The organism is Bdellovibrionales bacterium (genome assembly GCA_016716765.1).
Lineage (GTDB): Bacteria > Bdellovibrionota > Bdellovibrionia > Bdellovibrionales > UBA1609 > JADJVA01.
In genome coordinates, this window is the sequence record JADJVA010000025.1 from 545,804 (window position 1) to 571,198 (window position 25,395).

25 protein-coding genes are annotated in these 25,395 nt (G+C 44.9%); 6 read left to right on the top strand and 19 right to left on the bottom strand.

Annotated elements, in window-relative coordinates; genetic code table 11:
- Positions 1 to 43: 43 nt before the first annotated feature.
- The 7 genes from IPL83_18980 to IPL83_19010 form a co-directional block, all read right to left on the bottom strand.
- Positions 44 to 1,807, bottom strand: a complete 1,764-nt coding sequence (locus tag IPL83_18980) for a hypothetical protein (GenBank protein MBK9041205.1) — start codon at positions 1,805 to 1,807, stop codon at positions 44 to 46.
- Between the two features lie 284 nt (positions 1,808 to 2,091).
- Positions 2,092 to 3,642, bottom strand: coding sequence for a PAS domain S-box protein (locus IPL83_18985; GenBank protein MBK9041206.1), 1,551 nt, complete (start codon positions 3,640 to 3,642; stop codon positions 2,092 to 2,094).
- Positions 3,643 to 3,724: 82 nt separating this feature from the next.
- Complete coding sequence (locus IPL83_18990; protein MBK9041207.1) at positions 3,725 to 4,552, bottom strand: ChaN family lipoprotein; 828 nt, start codon at positions 4,550 to 4,552, stop codon at positions 3,725 to 3,727.
- Positions 4,553 to 4,673: 121 nt separating this feature from the next.
- Complete coding sequence (locus IPL83_18995; protein ID MBK9041208.1) at positions 4,674 to 4,979, bottom strand: helix-turn-helix transcriptional regulator; 306 nt, start codon at positions 4,977 to 4,979, stop codon at positions 4,674 to 4,676.
- A gap of 194 nt (positions 4,980 to 5,173) precedes the next feature.
- A complete protein-coding gene (locus tag IPL83_19000; protein MBK9041209.1) occupies positions 5,174 to 6,148 on the bottom strand; it encodes a deoxyhypusine synthase family protein in 975 nt (324 codons plus the stop codon).
- A 101-nt stretch (positions 6,149 to 6,249) separates the two neighbouring features.
- Complete coding sequence (locus IPL83_19005) at positions 6,250 to 7,251, bottom strand: YhdH/YhfP family quinone oxidoreductase (GenBank protein ID MBK9041210.1); 1,002 nt, start codon at positions 7,249 to 7,251, stop codon at positions 6,250 to 6,252.
- A gap of 132 nt (positions 7,252 to 7,383) precedes the next feature.
- Entirely contained in the window at positions 7,384 to 8,169 is a 786-nt protein-coding gene (locus IPL83_19010) for a hypothetical protein (protein MBK9041211.1), read from the bottom strand.
- 609 nt (positions 8,170 to 8,778) lie between these two features.
- Between IPL83_19010 and IPL83_19015 the strand changes: the two genes are divergently transcribed.
- Positions 8,779 to 11,664, top strand: coding sequence for a M20/M25/M40 family metallo-hydrolase (locus tag IPL83_19015; protein MBK9041212.1), 2,886 nt, complete (start codon positions 8,779 to 8,781; stop codon positions 11,662 to 11,664).
- 9 nt (positions 11,665 to 11,673) lie between these two features.
- Here IPL83_19015 and IPL83_19020 read toward each other — a convergent pair whose 3' ends face one another.
- From IPL83_19020 to IPL83_19030, 3 genes are all read right to left on the bottom strand, one after another.
- Positions 11,674 to 12,162 carry a low molecular weight phosphotyrosine protein phosphatase gene (locus IPL83_19020; protein MBK9041213.1) on the bottom strand — a complete coding sequence of 163 codons (489 nt, stop codon included), beginning with the start codon at positions 12,160 to 12,162 and terminating at the stop codon, positions 11,674 to 11,676.
- A gap of 15 nt (positions 12,163 to 12,177) precedes the next feature.
- A complete protein-coding gene (locus IPL83_19025) occupies positions 12,178 to 13,302 on the bottom strand; it encodes a DUF2914 domain-containing protein (GenBank protein ID MBK9041214.1) in 1,125 nt (374 codons plus the stop codon).
- A gap of 68 nt (positions 13,303 to 13,370) precedes the next feature.
- A complete protein-coding gene (locus tag IPL83_19030; GenBank protein ID MBK9041215.1) occupies positions 13,371 to 13,556 on the bottom strand; it encodes a hypothetical protein in 186 nt (61 codons plus the stop codon).
- 320 nt (positions 13,557 to 13,876) lie between these two features.
- On the opposite strand from IPL83_19030, the gene IPL83_19035 reads away from it, so the two are divergent.
- On the top strand, positions 13,877 to 14,602 hold the full coding sequence (locus IPL83_19035; protein MBK9041216.1) for a dienelactone hydrolase family protein: 726 nt from the start codon (positions 13,877 to 13,879) through the stop codon (positions 14,600 to 14,602).
- Here IPL83_19035 and IPL83_19040 read toward each other — a convergent pair.
- The gene (locus IPL83_19040; protein ID MBK9041217.1) at positions 14,574 to 14,906 is read right to left on the bottom strand and encodes a hypothetical protein; all 333 of its coding nucleotides are present in this window, start codon (positions 14,904 to 14,906) and stop codon (positions 14,574 to 14,576) included. The two genes, IPL83_19035 and IPL83_19040, sit on opposite strands and share 29 nt — an antisense overlap.
- Before the next feature lie 200 nt (positions 14,907 to 15,106).
- Between IPL83_19040 and IPL83_19045 the strand changes: the two genes are divergently transcribed.
- A complete protein-coding gene (locus IPL83_19045; protein ID MBK9041218.1) occupies positions 15,107 to 15,604 on the top strand; it encodes a MerC domain-containing protein in 498 nt (165 codons plus the stop codon).
- Positions 15,605 to 15,642: 38 nt separating this feature from the next.
- On the opposite strand, the gene IPL83_19050 is transcribed toward IPL83_19045, so the two are convergent.
- Both IPL83_19050 and IPL83_19055 read right to left on the bottom strand, forming a co-directional pair.
- Positions 15,643 to 16,803 carry a ferredoxin--NADP reductase gene (locus IPL83_19050; GenBank protein ID MBK9041219.1) on the bottom strand — a complete coding sequence of 387 codons (1,161 nt, stop codon included), beginning with the start codon at positions 16,801 to 16,803 and terminating at the stop codon, positions 15,643 to 15,645.
- Between the two features lie 14 nt (positions 16,804 to 16,817).
- On the bottom strand, positions 16,818 to 17,672 hold the full coding sequence (locus IPL83_19055) for a diaminopimelate epimerase (GenBank protein MBK9041220.1): 855 nt from the start codon (positions 17,670 to 17,672) through the stop codon (positions 16,818 to 16,820).
- A gap of 298 nt (positions 17,673 to 17,970) precedes the next feature.
- Here IPL83_19055 and IPL83_19060 point away from each other — a divergent pair, with 298 nt between their 5' ends.
- Positions 17,971 to 18,312, top strand: coding sequence for a hypothetical protein (locus IPL83_19060; GenBank protein MBK9041221.1), 342 nt, complete (start codon positions 17,971 to 17,973; stop codon positions 18,310 to 18,312).
- Between the two features lie 130 nt (positions 18,313 to 18,442).
- Positions 18,443 to 19,609, top strand: coding sequence for a hypothetical protein (locus tag IPL83_19065; GenBank protein ID MBK9041222.1), 1,167 nt, complete (start codon positions 18,443 to 18,445; stop codon positions 19,607 to 19,609).
- A 3-nt stretch (positions 19,610 to 19,612) separates the two neighbouring features.
- On the opposite strand, the gene IPL83_19070 is transcribed toward IPL83_19065, so the two are convergent.
- Positions 19,613 to 19,888: a hypothetical protein gene (locus IPL83_19070; GenBank protein MBK9041223.1), complete on the bottom strand. Its 276-nt coding sequence runs from the start codon at positions 19,886 to 19,888 to the stop codon at positions 19,613 to 19,615.
- A gap of 24 nt (positions 19,889 to 19,912) precedes the next feature.
- Between IPL83_19070 and IPL83_19075 the strand changes: the two genes are divergently transcribed.
- Positions 19,913 to 20,287 carry a hypothetical protein gene (locus IPL83_19075; GenBank protein MBK9041224.1) on the top strand — a complete coding sequence of 125 codons (375 nt, stop codon included), beginning with the start codon at positions 19,913 to 19,915 and terminating at the stop codon, positions 20,285 to 20,287.
- Here the strand turns inward: IPL83_19075 and IPL83_19080 are convergent.
- Genes IPL83_19080 through IPL83_19100 form a run of 5 tightly spaced genes read right to left on the bottom strand, consistent with a single transcriptional unit; the run spans position 20,256 to position 25,395 of the window.
- Positions 20,256 to 21,020, bottom strand: a complete 765-nt coding sequence (locus IPL83_19080; protein MBK9041225.1) for a hypothetical protein — start codon at positions 21,018 to 21,020, stop codon at positions 20,256 to 20,258. The two genes, IPL83_19075 and IPL83_19080, sit on opposite strands and share 32 nt — an antisense overlap.
- On the bottom strand, positions 21,017 to 21,559 hold the full coding sequence (locus tag IPL83_19085; protein MBK9041226.1) for a hypothetical protein: 543 nt from the start codon (positions 21,557 to 21,559) through the stop codon (positions 21,017 to 21,019). Before IPL83_19085 ends, IPL83_19080 begins: the two co-directional genes overlap by 4 nt.
- A gap of 36 nt (positions 21,560 to 21,595) precedes the next feature.
- Positions 21,596 to 23,482, bottom strand: coding sequence for a PHP domain-containing protein (locus IPL83_19090; GenBank protein MBK9041227.1), 1,887 nt, complete (start codon positions 23,480 to 23,482; stop codon positions 21,596 to 21,598).
- Positions 23,466 to 24,734 (bottom strand): hypothetical protein, encoded by a 1,269-nt coding sequence (locus IPL83_19095; GenBank protein MBK9041228.1) that lies wholly within the window; start codon positions 24,732 to 24,734, stop codon positions 23,466 to 23,468. Before IPL83_19095 ends, IPL83_19090 begins: the two co-directional genes overlap by 17 nt.
- The gene (locus IPL83_19100) at positions 24,727 to 25,395 is read right to left on the bottom strand and encodes a hypothetical protein (GenBank protein ID MBK9041229.1); all 669 of its coding nucleotides are present in this window, start codon (positions 25,393 to 25,395) and stop codon (positions 24,727 to 24,729) included. The genes IPL83_19095 and IPL83_19100 overlap by 8 nt, the downstream gene beginning before the upstream one ends.

Sequence of the window (25,395 nt, forward strand, 5' to 3'; positions counted from 1 at the left end):
CGTGTTTATTACGTTCAGCTGAACGGAAAGGTAAACACTTCAGTTAATATCTTTCTGGAATTTTGTAATCGATGAAATTCTCAAAACTCAAAGAATGAGAAAACCCTTGAGGATGAGTGACGGTCTGATACTTATAGAATAAATATCCCTTGCCATTTGGATTTCGTTCTTGAGTCATAATGTAATACATGAGGATGACGTTTTCTGATTTTTCATGTGCCAACTTACCCAGGTTGCTGGCCTGTTCCAAGGAGACCGCTTTTGTGTCAAAGACGGCTATACTCTTCAAATCGATGTTATAACAATTTTCACCTTCCGCATTAAATCCCGAATACGTTACTTTTAAATTTGTATTTTCTGGTCCAAAACTTTCCGGAGATCTAGGATGGCGTTGTTCTGCGAGGATGGTTTCGCCGGTAATTCCGCCATCGTATCGATTGAAAATATTGGTATAATTAACGGCTGCCGATTTGATTCCAAAAGTGAAAAATTCGATTGAGTCCAAGAAGCCATCTCCATCGCTGTCGGGATTTCTCGCATCCGCCGTGCCGCCGCCAAGAGTTCTCAATGCTTTGCTCCACTCATTTGTTGGGCCGTTTGCCTGACTATCGGAGAGCATTCTTTCTTCACAGGAATTCAACAGATCGAAATCTTTATCGGCTTCTAGATCAGTACAATTTCTAAGTCCTTCGGCCGTCGGCATCACCTTGAATTTCAAAGAAAACAAGTCGCTATAATTGGAATCAATTGAGTTTCGATTCACGGGATCAAATTTCTTTCCGTCTGGTAAGTTTTTGGCAAAGAGTTCATTGTAGTAGATTTCATCTCTGTCACAAATTCCATCTGCATCGCTATCGGCACCTCGAGAGCCATCATTGCAGTTGGCCCCATTGAAATTATAAATAACCATTCGTTTCATAATCCAAGACTCAGGTCTTGGACCTAATAGAAGTTCATCAAAGTCGAGTGAGTCATTGTTTTCAAGATCGACAAATTTTCCGCCCCCTGCTTTGGCCATATATTCAAGGCCCTTGGCAGAAACCCGACCTGGATCATTTGCAGGAAGTGTATAATAAGCTGTACTGAAAAAGATGCGATCCGGAGCTGTCCGAACCAAATTCTTTACGGCTGAGATGTAAGGATCTGTTGGCACGTCTTGAATGGTAGAGATATCCCCGCAATTACTATTCCCGATGGCAGGAAGCGTGTCGTTTGGCTTTCCATCCGACATAAAAAATACATTGTAGACAGAATCTTCGTCAGGATGGTCCTGAAGGTCCTTTTCGATCGCAAGTCGCGCGAGACTGAGGCCAGCTAAATAAGGAGTGCAGCCATCATTGTCCACTGCGCGGTGTGTGTCGATCGCAGTTTGCATGGCAGTTGCGTCATCAAAGGTGGGACTAGTAAGGCTGCCATCGTTGACGTAGGCGTGAGCATTGTTCACATTCACGCCAAAAGCAATGAAACCCCACCTGTAGTAGGGTTCTGTACGATGCCTGTCTAAAAAAGATTGAATGTTGTCGGCTCTTCGTTTGTCTTCGGGGTCATTTCCTAGGGTGACGTTTCCGAAAAGATCGCTTTGATCTTCGTTCGAGCCAGATTTATCAACTACAAAAAGAACTTTGTTTAATCGATCACGTATTTCAGGAGGCTTTAGGCAGAGCTGGTTTTTAGTTGAATAGACGGTAACGGGTTTGACTGGCAAAATACGAACATTGGAACAGGAGGTATAGTGTATCAACAAGATGAGCAGGAGGAGAAGCAAAGTAGATACGGCATGTTTGTGAATCGCTTCATAAGTGGTCATAGCTACAAAGTTCTCCAAACTGGCTCACTTTGAGAAGAGAGCCTTAATGGATACAAATGCCAAGGTCGGGCCAGATCCTCGTCAATTCATTTGAACTGGTGCTCTCCGCTTGGCTAAAAACAGCTGGTATGATCAAAAATATGACACCTGATTAAATTTTAAAAGCTTTGGAAATAGAAGTACTTAGTCCTTTAGATGTGTATGGCTTCCGCCTTCGGGGGACTGGCCTTTGGGTCGCACTTTGTGTCAGTGCTATCGCGGTTTGACTGTAAATAATCGGAATTTCAAATAGATGAATCTGCGAGGTGCAGTGGTAAAAGGACTCGGAAGCAAGTTTCCTTATAAGGCAGACTGCGAGCATAAATATTGCCCCCATGAGATTTTACGATGCCAAGGATGACAAAAAGTCCGAGTCCAGTTCCTTCTCCTTTTGGTTTGGTCGTAAAAAAGGGATCAAAAATACGTTCTAGTTTGTCTGGACTCATACCATGACCGTTATCGACGACAAGGAGCTCGGCATATTGTCCGGGGGGGAGACCGAGATCCTTTGAATCTTCGTGTCCAATATGATTTTTTCTTAAAGAGAGTCTCAGATGCCCTTCGTTCTCTTTCATGGCATAAAGAGAATTTGTCAATAAATTGAGCAGAATTTGCTGAACTTGAGAAATGTTTCCGAGGAGAGTGAGGGAGGGTTCAATGGAAGAATCAAAGACAATCTCGGTAGGGATACTAGAGCGAAACATACTTACAAAATCGCAAGTGATCGAACTCATATCAAAAGACGTTTTTTCAATTTTTTCATTGCGGCTGTACGACAGAATTTGATGAATGAGTTGGCGTCCGCGCACGCAGGCAGAAAGTGCCTTTTCCAAATAGACTTTGGATTTTTCACATAAGGTGTTATCCTGATCAGCCAATTCTATAGACATAGAAATGATTTGAAGAAAGTTATTGAAATCATGAGCAATGCCACGGGCGAGGGTACCCAAGGCCTCCATTTTTTGAGTTTGCTGAAGCTGCTTTTCTAAAAGCAGCCGTTTCTCTTCGTTATTTTTTTCTGCCGTGATATCAATCAGGACTCCATTCCATAAAGTTTGACCGTTGGACGACTTGCGTGGACTTGATGAGCCGCGAAGCCAACGAATATCATTATTAGGCAAGACGATCCTGAATTCAGCTTTCCAACTAGACACTTTACGATATGAGGTCTCAATGCTAAGAAAAAAATCTTTCAGATCGTCCTGATGAATCAGTCGAAAAATATTTGCGATATTTCTTGTTGCATCAGCTCTCGTGACATGAAAAATGTCCCAGATTCGCTCGCTAGCAAAAACCAGACGATATTTGCCTTTCTTTGAACGGAAAAACTGATAAACCATCCCGGGTATATTGGAGACTATCTCGTCGTACCTTGATTGACTTTCTTTTAAAGCCAATTCGGCCTTTCGGCGATCAGTGATCTCAGTCAATAAAATGAGTAGATGAGAGACTCGACCTTTTTCAAACAGAGGTTTTACTTGAGCTGCAAACCAGGTAAAGGGCAGGCCAGTAGAGGTTCCTGCTTCGTAGGTGGTAATTTGACCAGTATGGATAGCTTTTTGAAATGCCTCCTTAATGACTATTATGTCATCAGGCCTTGCATAATCGAACACGTTGGTTCCAACGACATCCTCGTTCTTGTAGGGGCGAATCGTCTTGTTAATAAAGGTTATATTGGCCTCGAGGTCGGTGACAAAAACCATGCCTGGGATGTGTTGAAGGCAATGATACAGGTCTTGCATTTTATAGCTTGAATTCTCGCCCGTACTATCAAATAAAGATTTTGTTAAAGGCATTCCAACTCCTGCCACTTCGGATATGAATAAGAAAACATAGAAATTAATACCTGCATTTATCAAGCCATAAAGAAGATCTTAATTAATTGTTTCCGATCCAAATATACTCTGCTCTAGAGCCATACCTTGCGTGAGGCATCATGGTTTGTTCGATTTCTGATTCTTCCATTTCGCTGATTGCAACTTGCGAAATGACGAGGGTCTTGGCCCATCCGCGATTTCGGATTTTGTCAGGTAGGCCTCCTCCGTAGGCGGCGTGGAAATCACCCACAAGGATGATCAAAATTTGTTGAGGGAATTTTTCCATATAACTCACGGCTCGCCAAGCCATCGTTTCATCCCAGATACTCTGGGCCTCGAAGTATCTGGCAATGGATTCTTGTGGAATACTGTGTCCACCGCGAAGGATAGTTTCTCGAAATCGTTCAAAATAGTTTTTGTTTCCAAGAGACCAATTCGGGGGAAGAAGGGCGATCTCATCAGCAGTTAAGCTTTCTACTCCTGTTCTCTTCACCTTTGCTGTGATCCCCTTTGGAGCGTTTAAGGCCAAGGTTGTGCCTCCTGCACCAGGAGGAAATAGAACCAAGGGGCGGTAATAGCTCCAGGGAATGCCACCCCATTCGATAGAAGTCAAAAATTCACTGTCTTGTATGTTTCCGCTGAGAAAGTCATACACTGTGTCCTGTTTGGTATAGTCAAAAAACTCCATGCCAAGACTGAGTCCCTTGTGGAAGCCTTTTTTTATGTGCTGAAGAACCTCCATCTGGTGCTGATGGTGAGATGGGTTGTCATGTAATTCTGAGATTATAAGGATGCTGCCAGGGCCGACCTGACTCAAAGCTTCTTCGAGGCTCTTTAGCCTGAGTGAAGAGCCATCATAAATCTGGTTGTCAGAATAGGTCGCAGCCATAGGAGAGGCTTGGATTCCTAGCAAGAATGACGCGATACAAAACGCTCTCAGGACAGGTCTCCCAAATAACCGAGGTATTTTCCGATACCAGAAACTATTCTCCGTAATTGTCCGTTCTTTGCTATAACATTGCATTGAGTTTGTTTTTGAGTTGTTTGAATCCCTCTTCCATGGCTTCAATTTCTGAAAGAAGCTGTGCTTGCTCGGGTCGGGTGCCTGTGAGCAATTCGGTCAGACTTACCTCAAGAGCTTGGGCCATTCTGACGTATGGCTCTCCCTGAATGGCCCTTCCCACTTCCCACTCTCGATAGGTTGTTTCTGGGACGCCCACTCGGCGGGCCATTTCTCGCATTGTGAGGCCCTTGGCCTTTCGCAGTGTTCTCAATCGTTCATGAAATGTAACGGATGCCATGGATAAAGTTGACATGAATTCCCCCTCCGAAAAAGACACTTCTCGGTCTATGCTAAGAGTAGCGAAGAGCTTCATCTAAGTAAAATTATATGAAATAAATGTCTTTATTGAATTTTTTTTACTGATCTGACCCGGTGAAAGCTGGAAAGGCCTTCACTTTGGGGCTTTCTGTGGATAGTGGAAAGAAGTTAAATAGGCCATTATATAACCTACCAACCAAGAATATAAGCGAACATGAGGGGAGCGACAATTGTGGCATCACTCTCAACGATAAAGCTGGGTGTGTCTTTGGTGAGCTTACCCCATGTGATTTTTTCGTTTGGAAAGGCGCCTGAATAAGAACCGTAGCTTGTTGTCGAATCACTGATCTGACAGAAGTATCCCCATTTTCGAACATCCTCTAGTTCTAAATCCTTTTCTAGCATGGGAACAACACAGATTGGAAAGTCGCCAGCAATTCCACCGCCTATCTGAAAAAAACCAAGGCTAGATTTAGCTGTCGTTGAACGATACCACTCAGAGATATACATCATATACTCAATCCCATTTTTGACCGTATTGGGACTTTTGAAATCTCCGGATAGGCAGCTTGCTGCAAAGTGGTTTCCCATTGTTGAGTCTTCCCATCCAGGAACAAAGATAGGAAGTTTCCTTTCCCACGCGGCATACAGCCATGAATCTTTGGGATCTATATGAAAACTGTTATCCAGCATTTTTCTTTCAAACAGCTGGTAAAATATTTCATGAGGAAAAAAACGTTGATCCTTGGACTCAGCCTCCTGAATGACTCGCTTAATGTGTGAATGAATGGCCTTGAAGGCCTTGTCTTCAGGAATGCAGGTGTCGGTCACTCGATTGTAGCCTTCGAGAAAGAGCTTGTGCTCGTCATCTTTAGTCAAACTACGAAAATCTTTAATTTGTTTGTAGTGGTTATGAGCAACTAAATTGAAAACATCTTCTTCGAGATTAGCTCCCGTGCACGAAATGGCGTGGACCTGATCTTTACGAATCATCTCAGCCAGGGACTTACCCAATTCTGCCGTGCTCATCGCGCCTGCGAGAGTAACAAGGATTTTCCCTCCATTTTTTGTGTGATCGACGTAGGCTTCAGCCGCCCATCGCAAAGTCTTTGCGTTAAAATGGCGATAGTGGGTGTCAATAAACTGGCTGATCGGGCCTGACATAGAAGCCTGCTCCTTGTTTACAGTGATTGGAAGAAAAACTCATCTCTTCTTGCGCTGATTTCTCAATAGGTCAATATTTAGATGAGAGATTAAACGACCTGTCATTCTGGTCTGAAGCTGACGAGAATTCGCCCGATGTTTCGGCGCTCAAGGATTTTCTCGAATCCGCCCTCAAGGTCTCGAAGCCTGAGCGTTTGGCAGTGGATCAAAGAGAGAAGTTTAGGCTTCCACTCGGTGCTGAGCTTATTCCATAATTCAAGTCTTAATTTGGCAGGGCAGTTGGTGGAGCTGATGCCGAGAAGGCTAACACCACGTAGGATCATGGGAAACACAGTCGTGTTGAGTTGAAAATCCTCTGCCATTCCGACACTTGCGATGTTGCCCCAAAGATGGATGTGGGCAAGGAGACGGCTCAGCAATGATCCTCCGACGTTATCAATAGCTCCAGCCCAGCGGACCTTTTCAAGAGGGCGATTTCCCAAGTTGAGTTCGAAAGGCGAAATAACCTCATTTGCCCCCAGTGATTTGAGTAAATCACCCGCCTCCTGTTTGCCTGATACGGCAATAACCTCATAGCCTGACTGGGAGAGAATCTGGATGGCAGTCATGCCAACTCCACCGCTGGCTCCGGTCACCAGGAGGGGTCCCATATCGGGCTTTTGCCCATTCGCTTCCAGTCGAGACAGGCACAGTGCTGCTGTAAAACCAGCAGTCCCCAAAATCATTGCTTCCTTGGGAGTCAGGCCATCAGAGAGTGGGACGACCCAAGCCGCTGGCACCCGGACGTATTCGCTGTAGCCGCCATCTGAAACCTCACCCAGTCCACATCCAGTGACAAGGACGAGTTGTCCTGCGGTAAACTGGGGGCCTTGCGAAGCGATGATTTCGCCGGAAACGTCAATTCCTCCAATGAGCGGAAATTTCTTGAGAATTTTTCCTTTTCCGGTGGCCGCAAGGGCATCTTTGTAATTGATGCTGGAGTAGTGGGTTTTTATGACGACTTCTCCCTGAGAAAGCTCATCGATGTGGCAAGGCTCCAGACGTCCCTGGATTTTTCCTCCTGGGCTAGAAATTCGGTAGCATGAAAAGGAGGAGGGAATCATTCGGTTTGCTCCTGGTTTTAAATGTCTACTGTCAGAGCAAGGAAACTAAATGAAAACGGATGTGACAAGTGAAATCTATGTATTCATAGAATCAATCTTGAATTGGGGGGATCTCCTCAGCTTCAGTGATTTTCATGGCGAGTTCAAGTGAATCGCCTGCTGCAATTTACAAATTCTGTGTTGTTCGCAAAAAAAATAGACATAGGGGTAACCCAATCCTGCCAATTGCGTCGCAAGTTCACTGTTTTGAGAAGTCCTCTTTAAAATAAAAACCGTGCCCACACTCAAAAATTGCGGCGAAAAACCGGCACCCCTTGCTGCGCCCATATAAGTCATGGGAACAATGTTCTCGAGTGAATTGTCCCCAATAGACTCTGCCATTTCAAAAAAATGATTTCCACGCAAATGGTCTTCCTTTTCACGGAGTACTTTGCGCAATTTGCCCTCAAACTTTTTAGAATTAAATGCGCCGTCTATTATGGATAGAAGAGAAAGAGATGATAGATTTGGCTCATCTTTCCACTTCACGAAGCTGTCTAGTTGCTGTTCTAGAGGCCTCAAGTGCAATGAGATTCTAGCTGCGCTTGGGATATCACCATCCAGTATGAGCTGGCTCAGACTCTTTCTGTGGCTGAAGCTAAAATCGAGTCTTATGCCAAACGCATCAAGGAATTGCCTGGCAAACTGCTTACCAGATTCAGATGCATTCCACACACCAAAAATATTTTCGTTAGTTGATTTGTCGATTGGAAGAAGGCCAATATCAAGATCGTAAATTGCCCCCCAGTATTTGTGAGTTCGACTACCATGGATTTCAAACCCACTCATCTCCTCCCAGATCGAAGTGTTTTCAATTGAATTCAGAAGAGACTGCATTGCTTCTGGGCGCACCTGGAGATGGGCAGATAATTTATCCAAATTGCTTGACGCCTCTGTAACTAATTGCCTATGGCAGCGGTCCGAATTTCGGCCTGGCTCACTAAAACGGTAACTTGATGCGCCACTGAAACTGCATAAAAAAATGAGTTTGAAACTGATAGCAATCCATATGAGCCTTTGCATAGGGTAGAATTAGCTCCAATTCTTCAACTTAATTTGTAATGTGAGATTTCACTAAGCTGTGGGATTTTCGAATCTTATACCTTTTAGCCTATTTCCATGAGCTAATCAATACCGGAGAGGTCTCATTTTTGGTTGAAAGTCGGGAACCGCTTTCAGGAATTCTATCTGACTTTTCTGCCGTTCTTGCTTTTTGTCAACGGACTCCGTTTGCAAATATTTAAGTGTCAGGGGAAAACCGCCCTTTTGTTATTGGCTACGACTTTCCCCATCATACAGCTATGATAGAGCTACGGTGACTTCGATCTTTAGCTAAACATCATCAATTCCAAATCCCATTAATGCGCTTCGCCATACTGCCTGTTTCGCAAGAACTCAAGAGACATGGCCCTCTTTAAGGGAGATAGTTATTCTAAAATATTTTAAAGTTTCAGAGGATTCTATAAAAGGATTTTAAGGAGAAGTGGAATGACTCGCTGGAGATCGATCCTATTTTTTATTGTGGCATTGATGGGTCAAATATCTTTTGGCATGGCGACAAAAATTGAGAAGTTCCAGGAGTCAGATTTTGTGGGACCGATCCGCCAACTGACCTTTGCCGGTGCTCGAAGCGGAGAAGGCTACTATCGCAGGGATGGAAAGCACATCGTATTTCAAAGTGAAAGAGATGCTGACAATCCGTTCTACCAGATTTATTTAATGAATTTACGTGATGGATCTTCGCGCCGAATTTCGCCAGGCATTGGCAAAACGACCTGTGCCTGGATTCACCCAAATCAGGACAAAGTCATTTTTGCTTCAACTCACCTGGATCCCCGGGCTCATCAAAAACAGAAAGAAGAATTAGAAATCCGAGCTTCGGGAAAAAAGCGTCCCTATTCTTGGGATTACGATGAAAACTACGATTTATTTGTTTCTGATTTTGGCGGTCAGAACACGAAGCGCCTGACAAGCACAAAAGGGTATGATGCGGAAGCTTCCTTTTCTCCGGACGGAGGGTGGATCGTCTTCGCTTCGAATAGGTCAGGATATCTCGAAAAACTTTCTGAGGAGGATTCTAAAAAATTTGCTTCCGATCCTTCCTATGAAATGGACCTCTATTTGATGCGCTCTGACGGGACAGATTTGAAGCGACTCACGACGACGAAAGGTTATGACGGCGGACCATTTTTTAATGCTGACGGAACCAAAATTACATGGCGAAGATTTTCGCCTGATGGCCGAAGCAGTGAGATATTCACAATGAACTTCGATGGTTCCAATGTTCAACAGTTGACTCAGTTTGGTCAGGTATCATGGGCTCCTTTTTATCATCCTTCAGGTGATTACCTGATTTTTTCTGCCAACTTAAGTGGCGGTCATAATTTCGAACTATTTCTGGTCAGAGCAGATGGTCAAGGTTCTGTTGTGCAAGTGAGTGAACATGAGGGATTTGATGGCTTGGCCGTTTTTAGCCCAGATGGAGGAGAGCTTGCTTGGACTTCTGGACGCGGCTTTCAGGGGAAACCCCAGATTGTTCGTGCCAAGTGGAATGACCAAGCCGCTCGCAAGGCCTTGGGATTGCCTAAAGAAGGAATGAGTCTGCCATACATCCAATCTCAAGCCGGCATTGATCGACTGGGATTCGAAGCCCACGTCCGGTATTTAAGTTCACAGAAGCTGGCTGGTCGCTTGACTGGATCAGAGGGAGAAAGGTTGGCTGCTGAGTACATAGAGCGAATCTTTAAGTCTTTGGGCTTAGAACCATTGAGGGGTTCAAAATCCTTTCGGCATCCGTTTGAATTTACTCAAAAAGTCGAGATGGGAAGGGAGAGCGGGCTGAAATTGCAGTTTGCAAATCAGGAGCGTGTTTTAGAAATAGAAAAGGATTGGATTCCACTGGCTTTTTCTGCAACGGGTGAAATTTCGGCCGCCGAAGGAGTATTTGCTGGCTACGGATTGAGAGTTCCGGCTCTTGGTGGTTTTGCTGGTTATGATTCTTATCGTGATTTAAACGTGAAGGGGAAATGGGTTGTGGTTTTTCGATATTTCCCCGATGGAACCGATGCAATTCAAAAACAACAGATCTCGCGTTACTCCACCTTGCGGGACAAGGCAATGCTTGCTCGTGATCTTGGGGCCAAAGGATTGGTTTTGGTGAGTGGTCCCAATTCGAAGGTAAAGAGGCAATTGATCGATTTTAGTTCAGACGAAATCTCGGGTTCAATGAGTTTTCCCGTTATTTCAGTCTCAGATGAAGTTGCTTCCCAATTGTTGAGCCATAGTCAGCGCGATTTAAAACTCTATCAGGAAGAATTGGATAGCGGAAAATCTGTTTCTTCGATTGAAATGGGAAAAATAGAATGGGAAGGAAAAATTGTTTTGAGCAAAGTCAAAGCAGAAGGATTTAATGTTTTGGCTCGCCTTCCGGGTCTTTCGCGAGAGGCGGTGGTCATTGGGGCTCATTACGATCATTTGGGTCGAGGTCATCGCATGAATTCTTTGGCAAAAACTGATGAGCAAGGTTTGATCCATCTTGGGGCAGACGACAATGCCTCCGGCGTCGCAGGTGTTTTGGAGATTGCTGATGAATTAGCGAGCCAGTATTCTAAGGGCAAGAGAGCCCCTCGGGACGTCATTTTTGCTCTTTGGTCTGGAGAAGAATTGGGCACTTTGGGATCAAGTCAGTTTGTTTCGGAGTTTGTCAGCAACAAGAAGATAAAGATACAGTCTTACCTGAACATGGATATGATCGGTCGGTCTAATGGCCAATTAATTATTCAAGGCATTGGTTCGAGTGCAGCTTGGGAAAGCATCATCGAGAAAGCAGTGCCTCCTTCTTCACTATCTGTGGTCCTTCAGGCGGATCCGTATTTGCCAACAGATTCAACCGCCCTCTATTTGGCGAAAGTTCCAGTGGTTAATTTTTTCACCGGAGCGCATGAAGACTATCACACACCAAGGGATCAGGCGGACAAAATCAGTTATGATCAATCCACTGAAATCGTCGGCATTGTCCATAGAGTCGCGGCCGAACTCATGACAAGAAAGAGTTCAATGCCCTATTCAGAAGTAACGGCTAAACCGGGCACGAGTTCGCGCAAGCTGAGAATATATCTTGGTACAATTCCGAACTATGCCGACGGCTCTGGAGACGGGCTTTTGCTAAGTGGGGTCCAAAAGGGAGGGCCAGGAGAGAAGGCGGGGCTCCAGCCGGGCGATAGAGTTGTAGAGATGGCCGGACACCGAGTTGAGAATATTTATGACTATACAAACGCACTCGATCGTTTAGAGATTGGAAAGGAATCTCCCATCTTGATAAAACGCAAGAATCGGGTTGTGAATCTTAAAATCGTTCCGGAAAGCCGGGACTAGATGAATCACTCAATCTTGTGTTTTGAGGTCTTGGAGCACTCGCTTCAGAAGTTGGCTGCAACTGTCTTCGAGGATATCTAAAACCAGTCGAAAGCCATCTTCGCCGTCATGGTAGGGATCGGGCACGTGAGGTACTTTGTGGATTCGACAGAAACTAATCATAGGATAAACTTTGGCTTTTGCTGCTTCAGAAGGTGCCCACTCAATAACGTTGTCGTAGTTTGATTCATCCATGGTCAGGATGTAATCGAAATTATCAAAGTCTCGAAGGGGATCAAACTGCCGTGCCAGAGAGGGGAGATGATAGCCTCGTTCCTGAGAGTGACGGCGCATTCTTGTATCAGCGGGTTGACCCGAGTGGAAAGCCGAAGTTCCCGCTGAATCGACACTGATTCTCTGGTCAATTCCTTCCTTTTTTGCCATGGAAAGGAAAATTCCTTCAGCAGCCGGACTTCTGCAGATATTTCCAAGGCACACAAACAACAATCTCACTTTCACGGGGACCTCCGTTTTTTACTGACTTTCAATTTCAAATTGGCGTTCTTCTGAAGAGGAAGCAGTTCTGATTTCAAAATACACTCTCCCTATCTCCCGACCCTCTGTTGTCTCGACCTGCACGCGCCAATTGCCAGGCTCATAATTTGCTTTTGTACCAAAGCCCCGAAAGCCTTCTTCTCGACCTCCGCTGACCCTCAAAGGGACTTTGTCCTGGCTCTCCCAGCCTCGGAGTGGATCCTTTTTTAACCAATGGAGGCGAATTTCATCTTTGAATTTCGCTGGAGAATAGAGTCGAAAATAGCAGAAAATCTTGTCTCCAGGGGAGGCCATGAAGACTTGGTCTCCATTTTGCCAGAATTTCCACCACGGTTTCTGATGGAGCAACTCATATCTGCCGTCTGGGGTTCGCTGAACCTGATGATAAATCCCCATGTATTTTATAGAAAGGGGAACTGGAGGAACCAATTGAAGCCAGTAAGCGATCGCAAAGACGGCCAGTATTGCAGTTGAGGGGAGAACAACGACCTTTTCAATTTTTACGGCAATATCCTTTTGCTTCCGAAGGTAGACCACGATCAGTCCGATGGATCCCAATGTCAAAATCCAGGAAATAAGAAAGGTGGTGAGGCCAACAAAACCAAGAACAATTGGAACCACATACAAAAGGTAAGAGAGCAGGCACAAGGCAAAGAGCGCCCACTTAAATGGGATTTCCAGCTCCTTGAATCTTTTCAATTCATTTGCAACGAGAAGTCCAATCAACACAAGGAGAAACCCAAACGATACAAAAATGGAACTGCTTTTGAAGTAAAACACGGTAAAGCCGCTCAGCAGGCTTCCAAACATGAAATGAAAAGCCTCCAGGTTGTAGTCCCAAGCCTTTCGCAGGTAAGGAGGCCAGGCCTGGGAGGGTTCCCATCGACGAGTATAGAGAACGAGGAAACCGAGTATGATTGCTATGAAAAGACCCTGTTGGGCAATATTCAGCCAATCATCGATGCGTTGAAGAGTGATGATATCAAAGATAAATCCCGCAAAAAAAAATTCTGCAGCCAAGAACTTTTCATTTCTTAGCCAGAATTTATGCACAGAAGGAGGAACAGCAAGTTTGGGTTGTTTCAAAGTTGAGGTGTTAACCACGATTTTTTTGACCCTAGTTTGACTTTGGCGCTAGACTCAAATCAAAAAAAATTAATTTAGTCTCGGCCTTACCATTTGATTATGCCACGTCCGCGCAAACGGGAGTAGGCCAGAATGGTGCCACAGATAAGTAAAGTCATCGCAGAAACTTTGCCGGTTGCGGTCTGAACCTCTGTGGCCTTCAAAATAAAAAAGGCGAAGCCAATACAAAGATACGGCTTTATCTCATAAAATAATTTCTCTACAACTTCCATATCGTACCCCCCAGAAAAATGTTTCAAAAGGCGTCGTTTCTACAACAGCCTCTGATTGATATAACTCAGTTTAATTAAATTTCTAGATTCATTCCATAATATTTTGAAATTATTAGTGATTTTTGAATTTCCCTGAATATCTCATAGTCAGATGAACAGATCATCAACGGTCAAAGCCGGCTATATTGGAGTTGGAGGTCGGCTGGTCAAATTTTTAGTGTCTCAGAATAGGAGGTCTTCTCATAGATTAATGGCCTCAATTGTACTTGGCGAAAGCCATTTGTCTTGTCTGTTCGGAAAAGTAAGATTATCTATCGCTGATGTCCTCAACAAAAAAAAGGCTGCAAAGAATAGGTTCTCTTGACTGCGTGTACCTTCCCGGAGAAGAGGCTGGCCCTTTGGTCGTATTTTTTCACGGCTATGGTGCGGATTGTTGGGATTTGATCTCAATCAGTGAATCTCTTGATCTGCCTGGTGCAACTTGGGTTTTCCCGAACGGAATTATTGAAGTTCCTATTGGTCCTGGATGGATGGGGCGAGCTTGGACCGAAATAGATACGGAGGCATTCAATCTCGCTCTTGCTTCCGGGGTTCCTCGTGACCTTAGCTCCGTGCGCTTAACAGGAATGGATCGGGCGCTTGATGCGAGCCTCGGTTTTTTTAAATCTCTCGGGGTTGAAGATCATTCCCATCTGATCGTGGGAGGGTTTAGTCAGGGAGCGATGCTGACGATCGAGACCATACTGTCTTCATCTTTGCCGGTTTCGGCGGCAGTCATATTGTCCGGTACTTTGACAGATGAAGAGAATTGGCGTCAAAAGGCCGCTCACCGGCAACCCGTTCAATTTTTTCAATCCCACGGTACTCAAGATTCGGTCTTGGGATTTGCGGGTGCTCAGAAGCTCGAGCAGCTATTGCGAAAAGCTAATTGGAAGGGGCATCTGCGTAGCTTCAAGGGAGGACATGAGATTCCCCCTGTGGTAGTCAATGACCTTCAAGCCTTTTTACTCGCCAGAATTAAGGACAGCGGTAAGCTTGGCCAGTGACGGATGTGCCGCTAGCGGAGTATTGCTCAACCACCAAATAATTAGCCCCCTTGTTGGCAGCCTCCTGTTTCATGTTATCGAGCACCATTTCAGGAGTTGCTTTTACGGAGAGACTATTTCCAGTGACTTTTCCAATCAACGTGCAATCGGCGGGCACTGTTCTTGACGTCTTTACTTCAGATTTTTCAGGGAGAACAGATTGACTGGAACATCCTATGCCTATCAGGGATAGGGATAGGAAACCAAGGTTTGTGATCGTGCCGACCAGAGTGAAAAAAGGGGATTTTCGTCTTTTTTCTATCATTGTAATATTACCCGGTTGGATTTATTTCCGTTATTATGATTTGGATTGTCCTCAAGTTCAACCCCGTTTCATCCAACTCGCTGAGCCCTATGTGGAGTTACTCCAGGACCCTATATCTAGGCCCATATTTCTGGGTCCTTATTTCTAGGCCCACCTATGCGGTTGTTGACTCGATGAGTCCTTGGTTCTATGAAGATAGAATGAAGAGTGAAATTAAGCCGATACTGGATTTTGAGTCGCCGCTAGAATTGGAGTCGCCGCCCTGGGATTTGTGGGGGTTGTTTTTATCTACTCTCTGTCTTGTGCACTGTTTGTTGACCCCTGTTATTGTTTTAATTTTACCAAGTTTAGTTCCGAACTGGCTGAGAGCAGAAGGTCACAGCCATAATTGGTTCTTTTTCGGCTTGGTTTTTATCGCGGGCCTTTCTGTAGCGGCCAGCTTTCGGCGACACCGTCGTTGGAATGCTTCGGCTTGGCTTGTCTGTGGCCTCATAATTGTAGGTATTGCCACATTTGTTTTGGATGGCAACTGGGAGTATGGCATGAGCCTCGTGGGGAGTTTGGCTCTGTTGCGGGGTCACTACCTGAATAGAAAATACTGCAAGCTTTGTGAAAAACTGCCGGTAAAGCCAGTCTGTTGCTCCGATACAGTCCCAAATTTGCCCCCAACCAAAGAGCAAATTTTAGACAAAATCTAAAATAGTTAGAGAGTTTTTCAAAAATCCAAGAAAAACAACTAAGCATGAAAGCGGACTTTTACCTTCTTGCTGAGAGGCTTGGCCTGACAGGTGAGAATTTCTCTGTTTTTAATATTGTCTTCCGAAAGTATCCCGGGATCTTCTTGAATCACTCGTCCCTCCTCAAGAGTTGCCATGCAGGCCATGCAGGCACCACTCATGCAGGAATAGGGCGGATTATGGCCCTCGTCCATGAGTGATTCAAGAATACTAAGATGAGGATGGGCGGAGATTTCAACTTCAGTTCCATCGATAATTGCGACCAAGGTTTCGGGCTTCTCGCTGGGGTCGTTGAGGCTGTTTCCAATGATAAGTGATCCATCTCGTTGGATTCCTTCTTGTGGCTGAAGATCTTTGTCGGTCGGAATTGAGGATTTGGCAGCCGGGTTTGCAGAAAGGACTTCTGCTGGAGATCCAAAACTTTCAGAACAAATGCGATCAGGTGAGACACCAAGAGTGGTTAGTGCTTCACGGCACATACTCATAAACGGCTGAGGGCCGCAGAGGTAACAGACAACTGGATTTTTATCTCGTTTCAAAATTTCGCTATAAATGTTTGATAGGGAGTTTGCATCTAGGCGTCCACTCAGGCCCTTCCATCCCGGTTGTGGTTGACTGAGAATATAGGAGGTTTTCAAGCGATCACCATATTTAGTTTCGAGGTTTATTAGTTCCTGCTCAAAAATAATGTCTTTCTGAGAACGATTAGAGTAAACGAGGCTCACTCGGCTCTGTGGCTTACTTGAGAGAACGTGCTTGAGAATCGATAGGAGAGGAGTGATTCCGCTGCCTGCCGCGATCAAAAGATAATGAGTCTTATCTTCTGCATATTGAAAAAATTGGCCGGTGGGAGGGGTGCACCAGAGTGTTTGTCCACTCTTAAGCTCATCCAAAAGAAACGTGCTCGCTTTTCCAGAAGGAACTTTCTTGACTGTGATTCGAAATTCTTTGTCAACGGAGGGGTCCGTGCTGAGACTGTAACTTCGAAGAAGTTCCTGTCCTCCGACTTCAATAAATATAGAAGTGAACTGGCCCGGCTGATATTTGAATTTTTCCTTCAGCGTATCTGGAATAGAAAAAGTGATTGATTTCGCTTCAGGTGTTTCGTGTTTGATTTTCTCAACCCTTAAAGGGAAAGCAATCTTTTCCTTCATTGACATAGATTTACCTTTTCTCAAAAGAAGTCTTTAGATAGTTTGATTTCAGCCAAAAATTTAACATCGCCTCGCAAGATTGGGCAAATATTTGTGAACTCCACTTCCAATTTTCCACCCGGCATGTTTACTTCGACAAACCGAATCTCAGGGTGTAGCTTCCGAAAGCTCCAGGCTGCGGCCACTGCTCCTGTTCCGCAGGCTTTGGTGAAGCCTTCTACTCCACGTTCAAAGGTGATGGCCTCGATAGAGGATGGAGACTGTGGACAAAAAAAAGTGACGTTTGTTCCTTGTTGTTTGAATTGATGATGTGATCGTATCAGAGATGCGAGGTTGCTGAGTGTCTCATTGGGTTTCACTCCTCTGCTCTCTTCAAAACAAATCACAGTATGAGGAACCCCCGTATTAACAGCGTCAAATTCAATTGTCTGCTGTTGAATTGTCAAAACTTGATTTGTCAGTTTCTCTGAAGGGCAAGGCATATTGACTTCGACTCTTCCACCATCGAGAACTTTTGCTCTAATTGAGCCTGCCAAAGTTTTAAAAGTCATTTCTCTTTCCACACCGCCCCTTGAGTAGCAAAAGAGGGCCACACAGCGAGCCGCATTTCCACACATTTCGGCACTCGAACCATCCGCATTAAAAAAATCCCATTTAAAATCATCGGGCTCTGGAGAGTTTTCAACAAACAAGAGTCCATCAGCAGAAAAACCATTTTGACTTAAGCAGAGTATTTGGGCGATCTTAGCTCGCGGTTGTTTATAAGCTTCAGATTCTTTCCAGAACTCAATGAGGTTCTTATCCCGGAGATCCAATAGCAAAAATGTATTTCCTGTTCCGCTCATTTTAACAAAAATCAGATTTAAATCGGGCATGGTTGGTCCTATCAGGGCAGTAGAAACACCGCAAGAAAATTTAGAATTGCGCATTGGTTTTGATCGCGCATTTTGTCCTTTAGCGAAGTCAGAATATTGGCCTCCCTAAGTCTATGATTACTGGTGGCTTGTATCAATGATCTGACAGTCTGTCTGATATTTGGTCAGGGGAAGTGGACACCGGAAATGAGATGACATTCAATTGTGATCTGATTCTAATATGTTAGAGATACATTCAAGTTGGTCCGTTTCTTGTTCTATACAATTCCTGGAGGTTCCCTTGAGGTACCATCAAAGGATGAAAGGCAAAATTCAGGCTGCCACTTTAATTTTTGGATTGATCTTTCCTTTGTCACTGTGGGCCGGAAGTCAACCTTCAGTTCAAGGTTCTTCTGAAGTCTTAGAGGAGGACTCATCGACATTGCCATCGGTCCTACCCGATGATCATCCTGATTCTTTCTTTCATCCCAGTCGGGATCCCAATATGAATGATGATGAGAATGATGTTTCTGAAGCGACAGGCTCGAGTCCAGTTTCCTCCATGTTCGAGCCGATCTCTGTTCTCAAGGAGCAGGTCGATATGCTTATTCAGAAAGATAGTGGTCCTCTGCGCCTTCCTACCTCGACATTATCAAAATGAGACGCCTGTCTCAATCAGTGACAGATGACGATTGTGTCGTCTGGAGGGACTTCTTAAATCGCTTTGGATGGCAGGGAAGTAACTGTTATTGGGACCCATAATTGCATTTGATACGGGAGAGGTGTTTTGTATGGGAAAGCCCAGATTTCATAAAGTGCTTAAATTGTCGGGAGAGGACTTTCTTTTTAAGGCCATCCTTTTGGTGTTTGCACTTGCTTCTCTTGGGTGCAGCAAAACAGGCAAGGATTTTTCTCAGCAGAATGGTTCTAACACGCCCAACTCAGACGGATCTGTCGCGACTATTATTTTTTCTAGCACTCAGGGTGGCGCTGGCCAGAGTTCATTCAATGCCTCATCTGTAATTTACGGGCGCGTTCAAAATAGTGGTCCTGGTGCGAGTTCGTGTTTGGAAAAATTTGGGTCAAATGATGGTTTCTGTCAGACGCCCACAAACTACACGAATATGCCTAACTCCGAATGGCAGTATGATAGCGGATCGTCTGAGTGGAAAGCCACTTTGTCCGCTCAGTTCTTTACTGAAGGGACTTATAAAGCATATTGGAAAAATGCAGGCTCTAATAAATCTGTTTATGTCTCCATACAAATTTTGGAGCCAGGTAAGCCGCAAATGTTAGCGGTAGAGTATCCCTACAATAAGCCTGAAACGAGCTACAATGAGTTTGAGGCGATTTACTTTCAAGCGGCGAACGCTCCTCAGACGGGGTCGCAATCTTGTACGGAGGAAGTCGGAGTCGGCGATGGGACCTGTTTACAAGGTGGAAACTGGGTCAATATGCCAGGAAATGGTTGGAAATATTCAACCACCCTTCAACGCTGGGAGGCTCTCGTTAAATCTGGCGATGCGCCTATTGGAGCCTATCGATTTTTCTGGAAAAATTCGACAACGGGGGCCGTGAGTTCACCAATGGTTTTGACGGTATCGGCTGACACAGGACCAACCGTGGTATTCTCTGCCACCGCCTTCGGCCCTCCGACTGCGTCCTTTAAAACAACAGATACTTTTTATGCATACTTCATCAATGGTGATCCAATTAGTTCTTTGGGCTGCTTGGAGAATTTAGCAAGTAATGCTGGACTCTGTAACACGGACAGTAACTTCGTCGCTTTGCCGAATAGCGACTGGAGTTTTAGTGTGGCTAATCAAAGGTGGGAAGCTAAGTTCGGCCCTAATGGGACAACGCAGTTGTCGACTGAAACTGTCGATCTTAAAGTGTTCGGAAAGAACGGCAGCACCGGAAAGAAAAGTCAGCCGACTTCGCTCAAGTTAATAAAATAGTAATCATATTATGAACTGGCCCACTTGATTGTTGTTCCAAACTCCAAGGGAGCTGGCTGAAGTAGATCTCAGGAGTCCAGGATCTTCAAACATGCGTCCGGCAGCAGCGCTCACGTTGTGAGCACTGCACCAAGCCGAACTCGATCCTGAACCCCTGAGATCTGCTTCAGCCAGCTCCCTGTGTCTCTTGGACACAACAGAATCACCGAAGGCTTGCGGGCCAGCCGCTGCATTAAAATCGAGATCCTTCTTCTCGAAGCTTTCACTGTCATTTGTCATGGACGACAGATTATTGATTTTTGCATGAATCGAATGCCGGCCAAGGGGAGGTCAATCGCCTCATCCGCAAAACCTTGTGTACAACGAAAGATTCCAGAATCCTTAAAAATCATATGTCATGATCGCCATCCGAAGTTGGAATCCTTGGTTGGCCCACAAGCCTTCGGTGATTCTGTTGTGTCCAAGAGACACAGGGAGCTGGCTGAAGTAGATCTCAGGGGTTCAGGATCGAGTTCGGCTTGGTGCAGTGCTCACAACGTGAGCGCTGCTGCCGGACGCATGTTTGAAGATCCTGGACTCCTGAGATCTGGTTCAGCAGGCGCCCTTGGAGTTTGGAACAACAATCAAGTGGGCCAGTTTATGATTATTATGGACGCCAGTTTAAGGGAAATATTTTAAGAGCCTTGATATTGATCACTCCCTCACATTTTTCTAATACTCCTTGAACCTCGAGCAAAGGCGATTTCAGCAGCGTCAGACGGTAAGTTTGATAAACTTGAGGGCTCAGGACAATATTAAAGAATCCAGTTTCATCTTCGAGAGTCAGAAAAGCAAAACCTTTCGCTGTCGGTGGACGCTGCTGAATGCTGAGAAGTCCGGCCACACGCACAGGCTTTCCATTGTTTAAGGTAGAAAGCTGCTCGCTGCAAAAGTAGGGAATAAGATTTTTTTGGCGAAAGGAATGATTCGCTTGAGAAAGATGCGAACGCAGTAGACTCAAGGGGTGGTAATTGAGTGATAAGCCCGTAAATTGATACTCCCTCATTAATTGCTCCCAAAGGCTTTCGCTGGGAATTATTTCGATTCCTGGCAAGGAACAAATGTCTGATGTGAGATTAAAATTTTCTTTGGGACGACCAAACAAGAGACTTTGCGGGTCGAGAGAAAGGGACTGAATCGTCCAAATGGCCGCTCGTGGAGAAATCCTCCAGTCATCAAATGCTCCGGCTGAAGCGAGGCGAATCAAGATGTGTCGAGGCAACTGAGTTCGACGAATCATATTTTCAAGATCATCAAAGGAGCCAATGAGGCTTCTGTTTTCAATGAGGGATTCTATGTGTTTTCTTTTTAAACCATAGACGGCGCGAAAGCCCATTCGAATCCTTGGAGAGTCTGGTCTTTCAGAAGTCATCGAGGTATTCTCGACTGTGTAGTCATACTCAGATTTTGAATTGAAAGTGGGAGAAATTTGACTCCACTTCTTTGGGCCTCTCCAATGAGAGTCCGTGATGAATAGAATCCCATGGGCTGACTATTAAGGAGAGAGCAAACGAAGAGCTCTGGGTGATGGCATTTGAGGTAGCAACTGGCATAGGTAAGAAGGGCGAAGCTAGCAGCATGGCTTTCAGGAAAACCATATGAAGCAAAACCTTCAATCGTTTGATAAAGCTTTTCTCCATCGGCAAGAGAAATTCCGTGCTTGAGCATGCCATTAAGAAGCCGTTGTCTCAGTCCGCTCATCACATCGGGATTCTTCCAACTTGAGGACATTAGCCTTCGCAGTTCATCGGCCTCACCTGGAGTAAAATCTCCAACCGTAGAAGCTATCTGCATAATTTGTTCTTGGAAAATCGGAACACCAAGGGTCTTGCCTAAAATGGCCTCTAATTTTGGATGAGGATAGTGAACCCTCTCTCGTCCATGGCGCCGTCGAATAAAGGGGTGAATCATACCTCCCTGGATGGGACCTGGTCGAACGATGACGACTTATATCACCAAATCATAAAAATGAGATGGCTTCAAGCGCGGGAGGAGTGACATTTGAGCTCGTGATTCGATTTGAAAAGTTCCTACCGTCTTCGCTTGTTGAATCATTTTATAAGTGGGCTTATCGTAAGCGGGAATTGTCGAAAGACTAAGGTCGATCTTCTTGTGAATTCTTAATAGGGCAAAGCACTTTCGAAGGGCCGTCAGCATTCCAAGACCTAAGATATCGACCTTCATCATTTTGAGCGTGGTGAGATCATCCTTGTTCCATTGAATAACGAATCGTTTATCCATGCTCGCCTTTTCAATGGGCACGCATTCGGTGACAGGACGTTCAGAAATTAAAAATCCGCCTGTGTGAATTCCCAAATGGCGGGGAAAGCCCTGCAAGGAATAGCTGATTTTCATGAGCAATTGAAACTTATCCGAATCGATTTCAAACTTTTCAACCTTCTTCGGACAGGCCATAATCTCACGCAGTCCTTCCCGCCCCGCGAGCTTAACAAGATGATCCACCCGGGTCTGAGGAATTTCCAATACCTTGGCGGTTTCTCTCAGAGCCATGCGTGTGCGATAACAAATGACAGTAGAGACCATGGCTGCGTGCAGTTCTCCATACTTTTGGTAAATGTATTGAAGAACTTCCTCACGACGATCACTTTCAAAATCGATATCGATATCGGGCGGCTCTCCTCTTTCTTTAGAAATAAATCTCTCAAAGAGGAATTGAATCTGGGTAGGATCAACTGCCGTTAGCCCTAGGGCAAAACAGACGACAGAGTTGGCGGCAGAACCACGACCTTGAAAAAGAATATCTTTGCGTCGAGCAAATTCACATATGTCCCAGATCGTGAGAAAATAGTCCTCGTATCCCATTTCAGTGATAATGCTGATTTCGTGTTCGACCAGTTGGCGAATATGAGGCGGTTGACCTTGCGGAAATCGCCAGGCCAATCCCTTCTCTACTTGATGAGAGAGATGTTGCGCTGCCGTTCTCTTGGGAGGGAGTTGAGATCGAGGATATTGATAGCGAAGCTCGGTTAGGGAAAATTCTAAGCGATTTGAGATCTCCAAGGTTCGCGAAAGAAGATCAGGTCTTTCACGCCATAAATAGGTCAATTCATGTAAGGGTTTCAAGTGACGCTCTGAATTTGCGAGAAGCAGAGCATTGGCTTTGTTGAGAGTGGTCTGATGGAGAATACAGGTGAGAACATCGTGGAGAGGTTTACGATCTGGATGGTGCATGAAGGGACGTTGAGTTGCAAAAAGAGGAAGGTCAAATTTCTCCTCTAGTTGAAGAGCTTGCTGATAGATTTGAACAGAGGACCATGAAAAATCCTTCCACACCGGAAGATAAAGCCGACGGGGAAAAATTTCTCTCAGTTGGTCGATGGTGTTTGGATTCCATGGAGGCAGAGGGCAGGCGATAAGTTCATCACTCAGGGGTTGAATCTGTTTCAGGCTAAGAGAAGAAAAGCCTTTTGGTGACTTTCGGAGGGCCAATGTCAGGATTTGACACAAATGAGAATAGCCTTCTTTATTCATGGGCAAGAGAACCAAAGAACCAAAATTGGAATCACTGAAAGTCAGTTCTGTGCCGATGTGATACTTGAAGTCATCGTTTTGTGAGGCGAGTGCAAACGCATCATTCATTGTGAACGAAGAGGGTCGTTCGGCGGCCTCGTAGCCCTTGACAACTCCATAAAGACCATTGAGATCACAGATGGCAAGTCCTCTGTAGCCAAGAGATTTGGCTTGTAAGACCATTTCGTTTGGATGAGAGGCTCCTTGTAGAAAAGAAAAATTACTGCGTCCAATAAGCTCAACAAAATTAATTGGAGTTCTGAATTGTGTTGATTGAAGGACAGATCTAGTCAAAGTACCCATGAATATAATACTCATTTTTAATAAGATCGCGATAGAGCCACAGACCTTGCTTGAAAGGAGAAAGGGCAAAAAAGTAATCTCTTTTTTGTAATTCCTCCCACCATTTATCTTCGATTCTTTCGATAGGGAAAGAACTGAGAAAGCGCAATTGCTTCACTTTCGATGGGCTTAGTCGCTCCGGAATTTTTAATAATCGAGTTGGTCTTGGCGAAGAGGGAAGATGTCTACTGTATGCGGGTTTAACTCGAGAGGACTCCTCCTTCTTGTCTATACAGTCTGTAAGGGGTGTAAACTCAATAAAATCATGAGAAAGAGACCATGAGTTTTCAGGAATTAATGAATGAGAGAGATTGAAAAAGCCGGCTTTGAGTGAGCACTGATTAAAAAGACTTAAGAGTTGATCTAATTTGTCTCGCTCATAAGTGCGTGGAGAGAAAAAATCCAATTGAAGGACTTTTTCTGGGCATGGCAAAATTTTTATTTCCATATCCTGAATTGGATTTTCTAAGTCGGTGGAGGCAAGTTTATTTTCCAACAATTTTAGAAGTAATTCCAAATCTCTGCTTGGCTGAACTGGCCGTAGTTCGATGAAGTGAGTTCGTTGAGAATATTCACAATAGAGATAGAGAGAAATGAGGCGAGCGTATTCGGCCCTTCCCTGTAATCTCTGACAGAGCCGTCTGAGAATGACTCTGAGAGAATGAAGCAAAGAAGAAAGTAGGGATATCGGCCAATCCAAATGCACGAATTCGTGTAGAGTTTCGCTTGGGATAAGGGGAGATATGATTTGCTTCTCGGCTGCGTGAATCTTTTTCCATAACATTTCTCCCATTTTCCCCCAGCGCTCGCGTAAAGATTCGATTTTCAGTTTATCAAGCTCATGAATAGCCCTAAGGCCCAGTGTTTGAAAGAAAGAGACAATGGACTTGATCGCATCCGGTGAATCCCAAGGGATTAGGCCTTCGAGATGGATCAAGGCCTCTACGGGGAGATTCAGTAGAAAGTTCCTCTCTTGTCCTGGTGGAACAGTTGGGAAAGAAGGCTGTAAGTTTGTAAGAACTTGGGCTGGTGCTGGAGTGTCGGAAATGGCCGCAGTTGCATCTGGGTGAGAGTCTCTAGCCAGACGTAAAGCCTCATTTAATAATGGAAGCTCTCCTCCAAATAGGTGACTGGTACCAGTAATATCAACAAAGATAAATCCTGGCTTTTGAAACTGTACCAGAGGGCTCAGTCGAAGAAAGTTTTCAGCCACTGAGAAATGTTCTGTCCTGTGTAAGTTGACGCATAAGGTTCTCATAAGAATTTTCTTTCACAATACAATGGGGGGTGGGGCGATGTAGGGCCCGTTCCACGCCTATCTGCTTTGCATTAAAGTTCAAAATGAGAGAGTACAAAGAACTTCGTCGAATAAGGGGATTGGTACTTGATAAAATAAGGGCCGTGTCAAATTTTCGTGTCTGCCGACTGAGGCGGGCAAGATCTTTATCGCTCAGACAAGAACCGCCAAGATCGCAGCCGATCATTTCAAATAAGGAAAGCGAGAGGAGCTCTTGCAGAATCCATGAAATATTTTTGATACCATCGGGAGGAGAAACCACAAGCACACGAGAAAAATTAGCACGTGCCTGATGCAAGCTCCATGGGCAAAGTTCTGCATTGGTGCTGTTGATCCAAGCGACCCACTTCTTTTGTTGGGTCAGTGGTGCAGCAGTTTGGCTCCAAAGACTTGTTGCGCCTCGTCCTAAAGAACTCACCAATAAACTGACAGCTCCTCGAGGAAGCCCCTTCCATAACAAAAAATGATCAAGTCCTGCCAAGCCTGTGGGAATGCCCTCCTGTGGTTTTACCAAATCGGAATTAACTAACTTGCCGCCCAATTTGCTTTTTAGTTGCTCAAGTGTGCAGGTATTCAT

Excerpts from the sequence above, each read along its gene's own strand:
- IPL83_19070 (MBK9041223.1), bottom strand. The coding sequence starts at position 19,888 with ATGACAAATGACAGTGAAAGCTTCGAGAAGAAGGATCTCGATTTTAAT.
- IPL83_19050 (MBK9041219.1), bottom strand. The coding sequence starts at position 16,803 with ATGTCAATGAAGGAAAAGATTGCTTTCCCTTTAAGGGTTGAGAAAATC.
- IPL83_19090 (MBK9041227.1), bottom strand. The coding sequence starts at position 23,482 with ATGGGTACTTTGACTAGATCTGTCCTTCAATCAACACAATTCAGAACT.
- IPL83_18985 (MBK9041206.1), bottom strand. The coding sequence starts at position 3,642 with ATGCCTTTAACAAAATCTTTATTTGATAGTACGGGCGAGAATTCAAGC.
- IPL83_19040 (MBK9041217.1), bottom strand. The coding sequence starts at position 14,906 with ATGATAGAAAAAAGACGAAAATCCCCTTTTTTCACTCTGGTCGGCACG.
- IPL83_19015 (MBK9041212.1), top strand. The coding sequence starts at position 8,779 with ATGACTCGCTGGAGATCGATCCTATTTTTTATTGTGGCATTGATGGGT.
- IPL83_19065 (MBK9041222.1), top strand. The coding sequence starts at position 18,443 with ATGGGAAAGCCCAGATTTCATAAAGTGCTTAAATTGTCGGGAGAGGAC.
- IPL83_19045 (MBK9041218.1), top strand. The coding sequence starts at position 15,107 with ATGAAGAGTGAAATTAAGCCGATACTGGATTTTGAGTCGCCGCTAGAA.
- IPL83_19055 (MBK9041220.1), bottom strand. The coding sequence starts at position 17,672 with ATGCCCGATTTAAATCTGATTTTTGTTAAAATGAGCGGAACAGGAAAT.
- IPL83_19100 (MBK9041229.1), bottom strand. The coding sequence starts at position 25,395 with ATGAATACCTGCACACTTGAGCAACTAAAAAGCAAATTGGGCGGCAAG.
- IPL83_19085 (MBK9041226.1), bottom strand. The coding sequence starts at position 21,559 with ATGATTCACCCCTTTATTCGACGGCGCCATGGACGAGAGAGGGTTCAC.
- IPL83_18980 (MBK9041205.1), bottom strand. The coding sequence starts at position 1,807 with ATGACCACTTATGAAGCGATTCACAAACATGCCGTATCTACTTTGCTT.
- IPL83_19030 (MBK9041215.1), bottom strand. The coding sequence starts at position 13,556 with ATGGAAGTTGTAGAGAAATTATTTTATGAGATAAAGCCGTATCTTTGT.
- IPL83_19035 (MBK9041216.1), top strand. The coding sequence starts at position 13,877 with ATGTCCTCAACAAAAAAAAGGCTGCAAAGAATAGGTTCTCTTGACTGC.
- IPL83_18990 (MBK9041207.1), bottom strand. The coding sequence starts at position 4,552 with ATGGCTGCGACCTATTCTGACAACCAGATTTATGATGGCTCTTCACTC.
- IPL83_19080 (MBK9041225.1), bottom strand. The coding sequence starts at position 21,020 with ATGACTTCTGAAAGACCAGACTCTCCAAGGATTCGAATGGGCTTTCGC.
- IPL83_19075 (MBK9041224.1), top strand. The coding sequence starts at position 19,913 with ATGAATCGAATGCCGGCCAAGGGGAGGTCAATCGCCTCATCCGCAAAA.
- IPL83_19060 (MBK9041221.1), top strand. The coding sequence starts at position 17,971 with ATGAAAGGCAAAATTCAGGCTGCCACTTTAATTTTTGGATTGATCTTT.
- IPL83_19000 (MBK9041209.1), bottom strand. The coding sequence starts at position 6,148 with ATGTCAGGCCCGATCAGCCAGTTTATTGACACCCACTATCGCCATTTT.
- IPL83_18995 (MBK9041208.1), bottom strand. The coding sequence starts at position 4,979 with ATGTCAACTTTATCCATGGCATCCGTTACATTTCATGAACGATTGAGA.
- IPL83_19005 (MBK9041210.1), bottom strand. The coding sequence starts at position 7,251 with ATGATTCCCTCCTCCTTTTCATGCTACCGAATTTCTAGCCCAGGAGGA.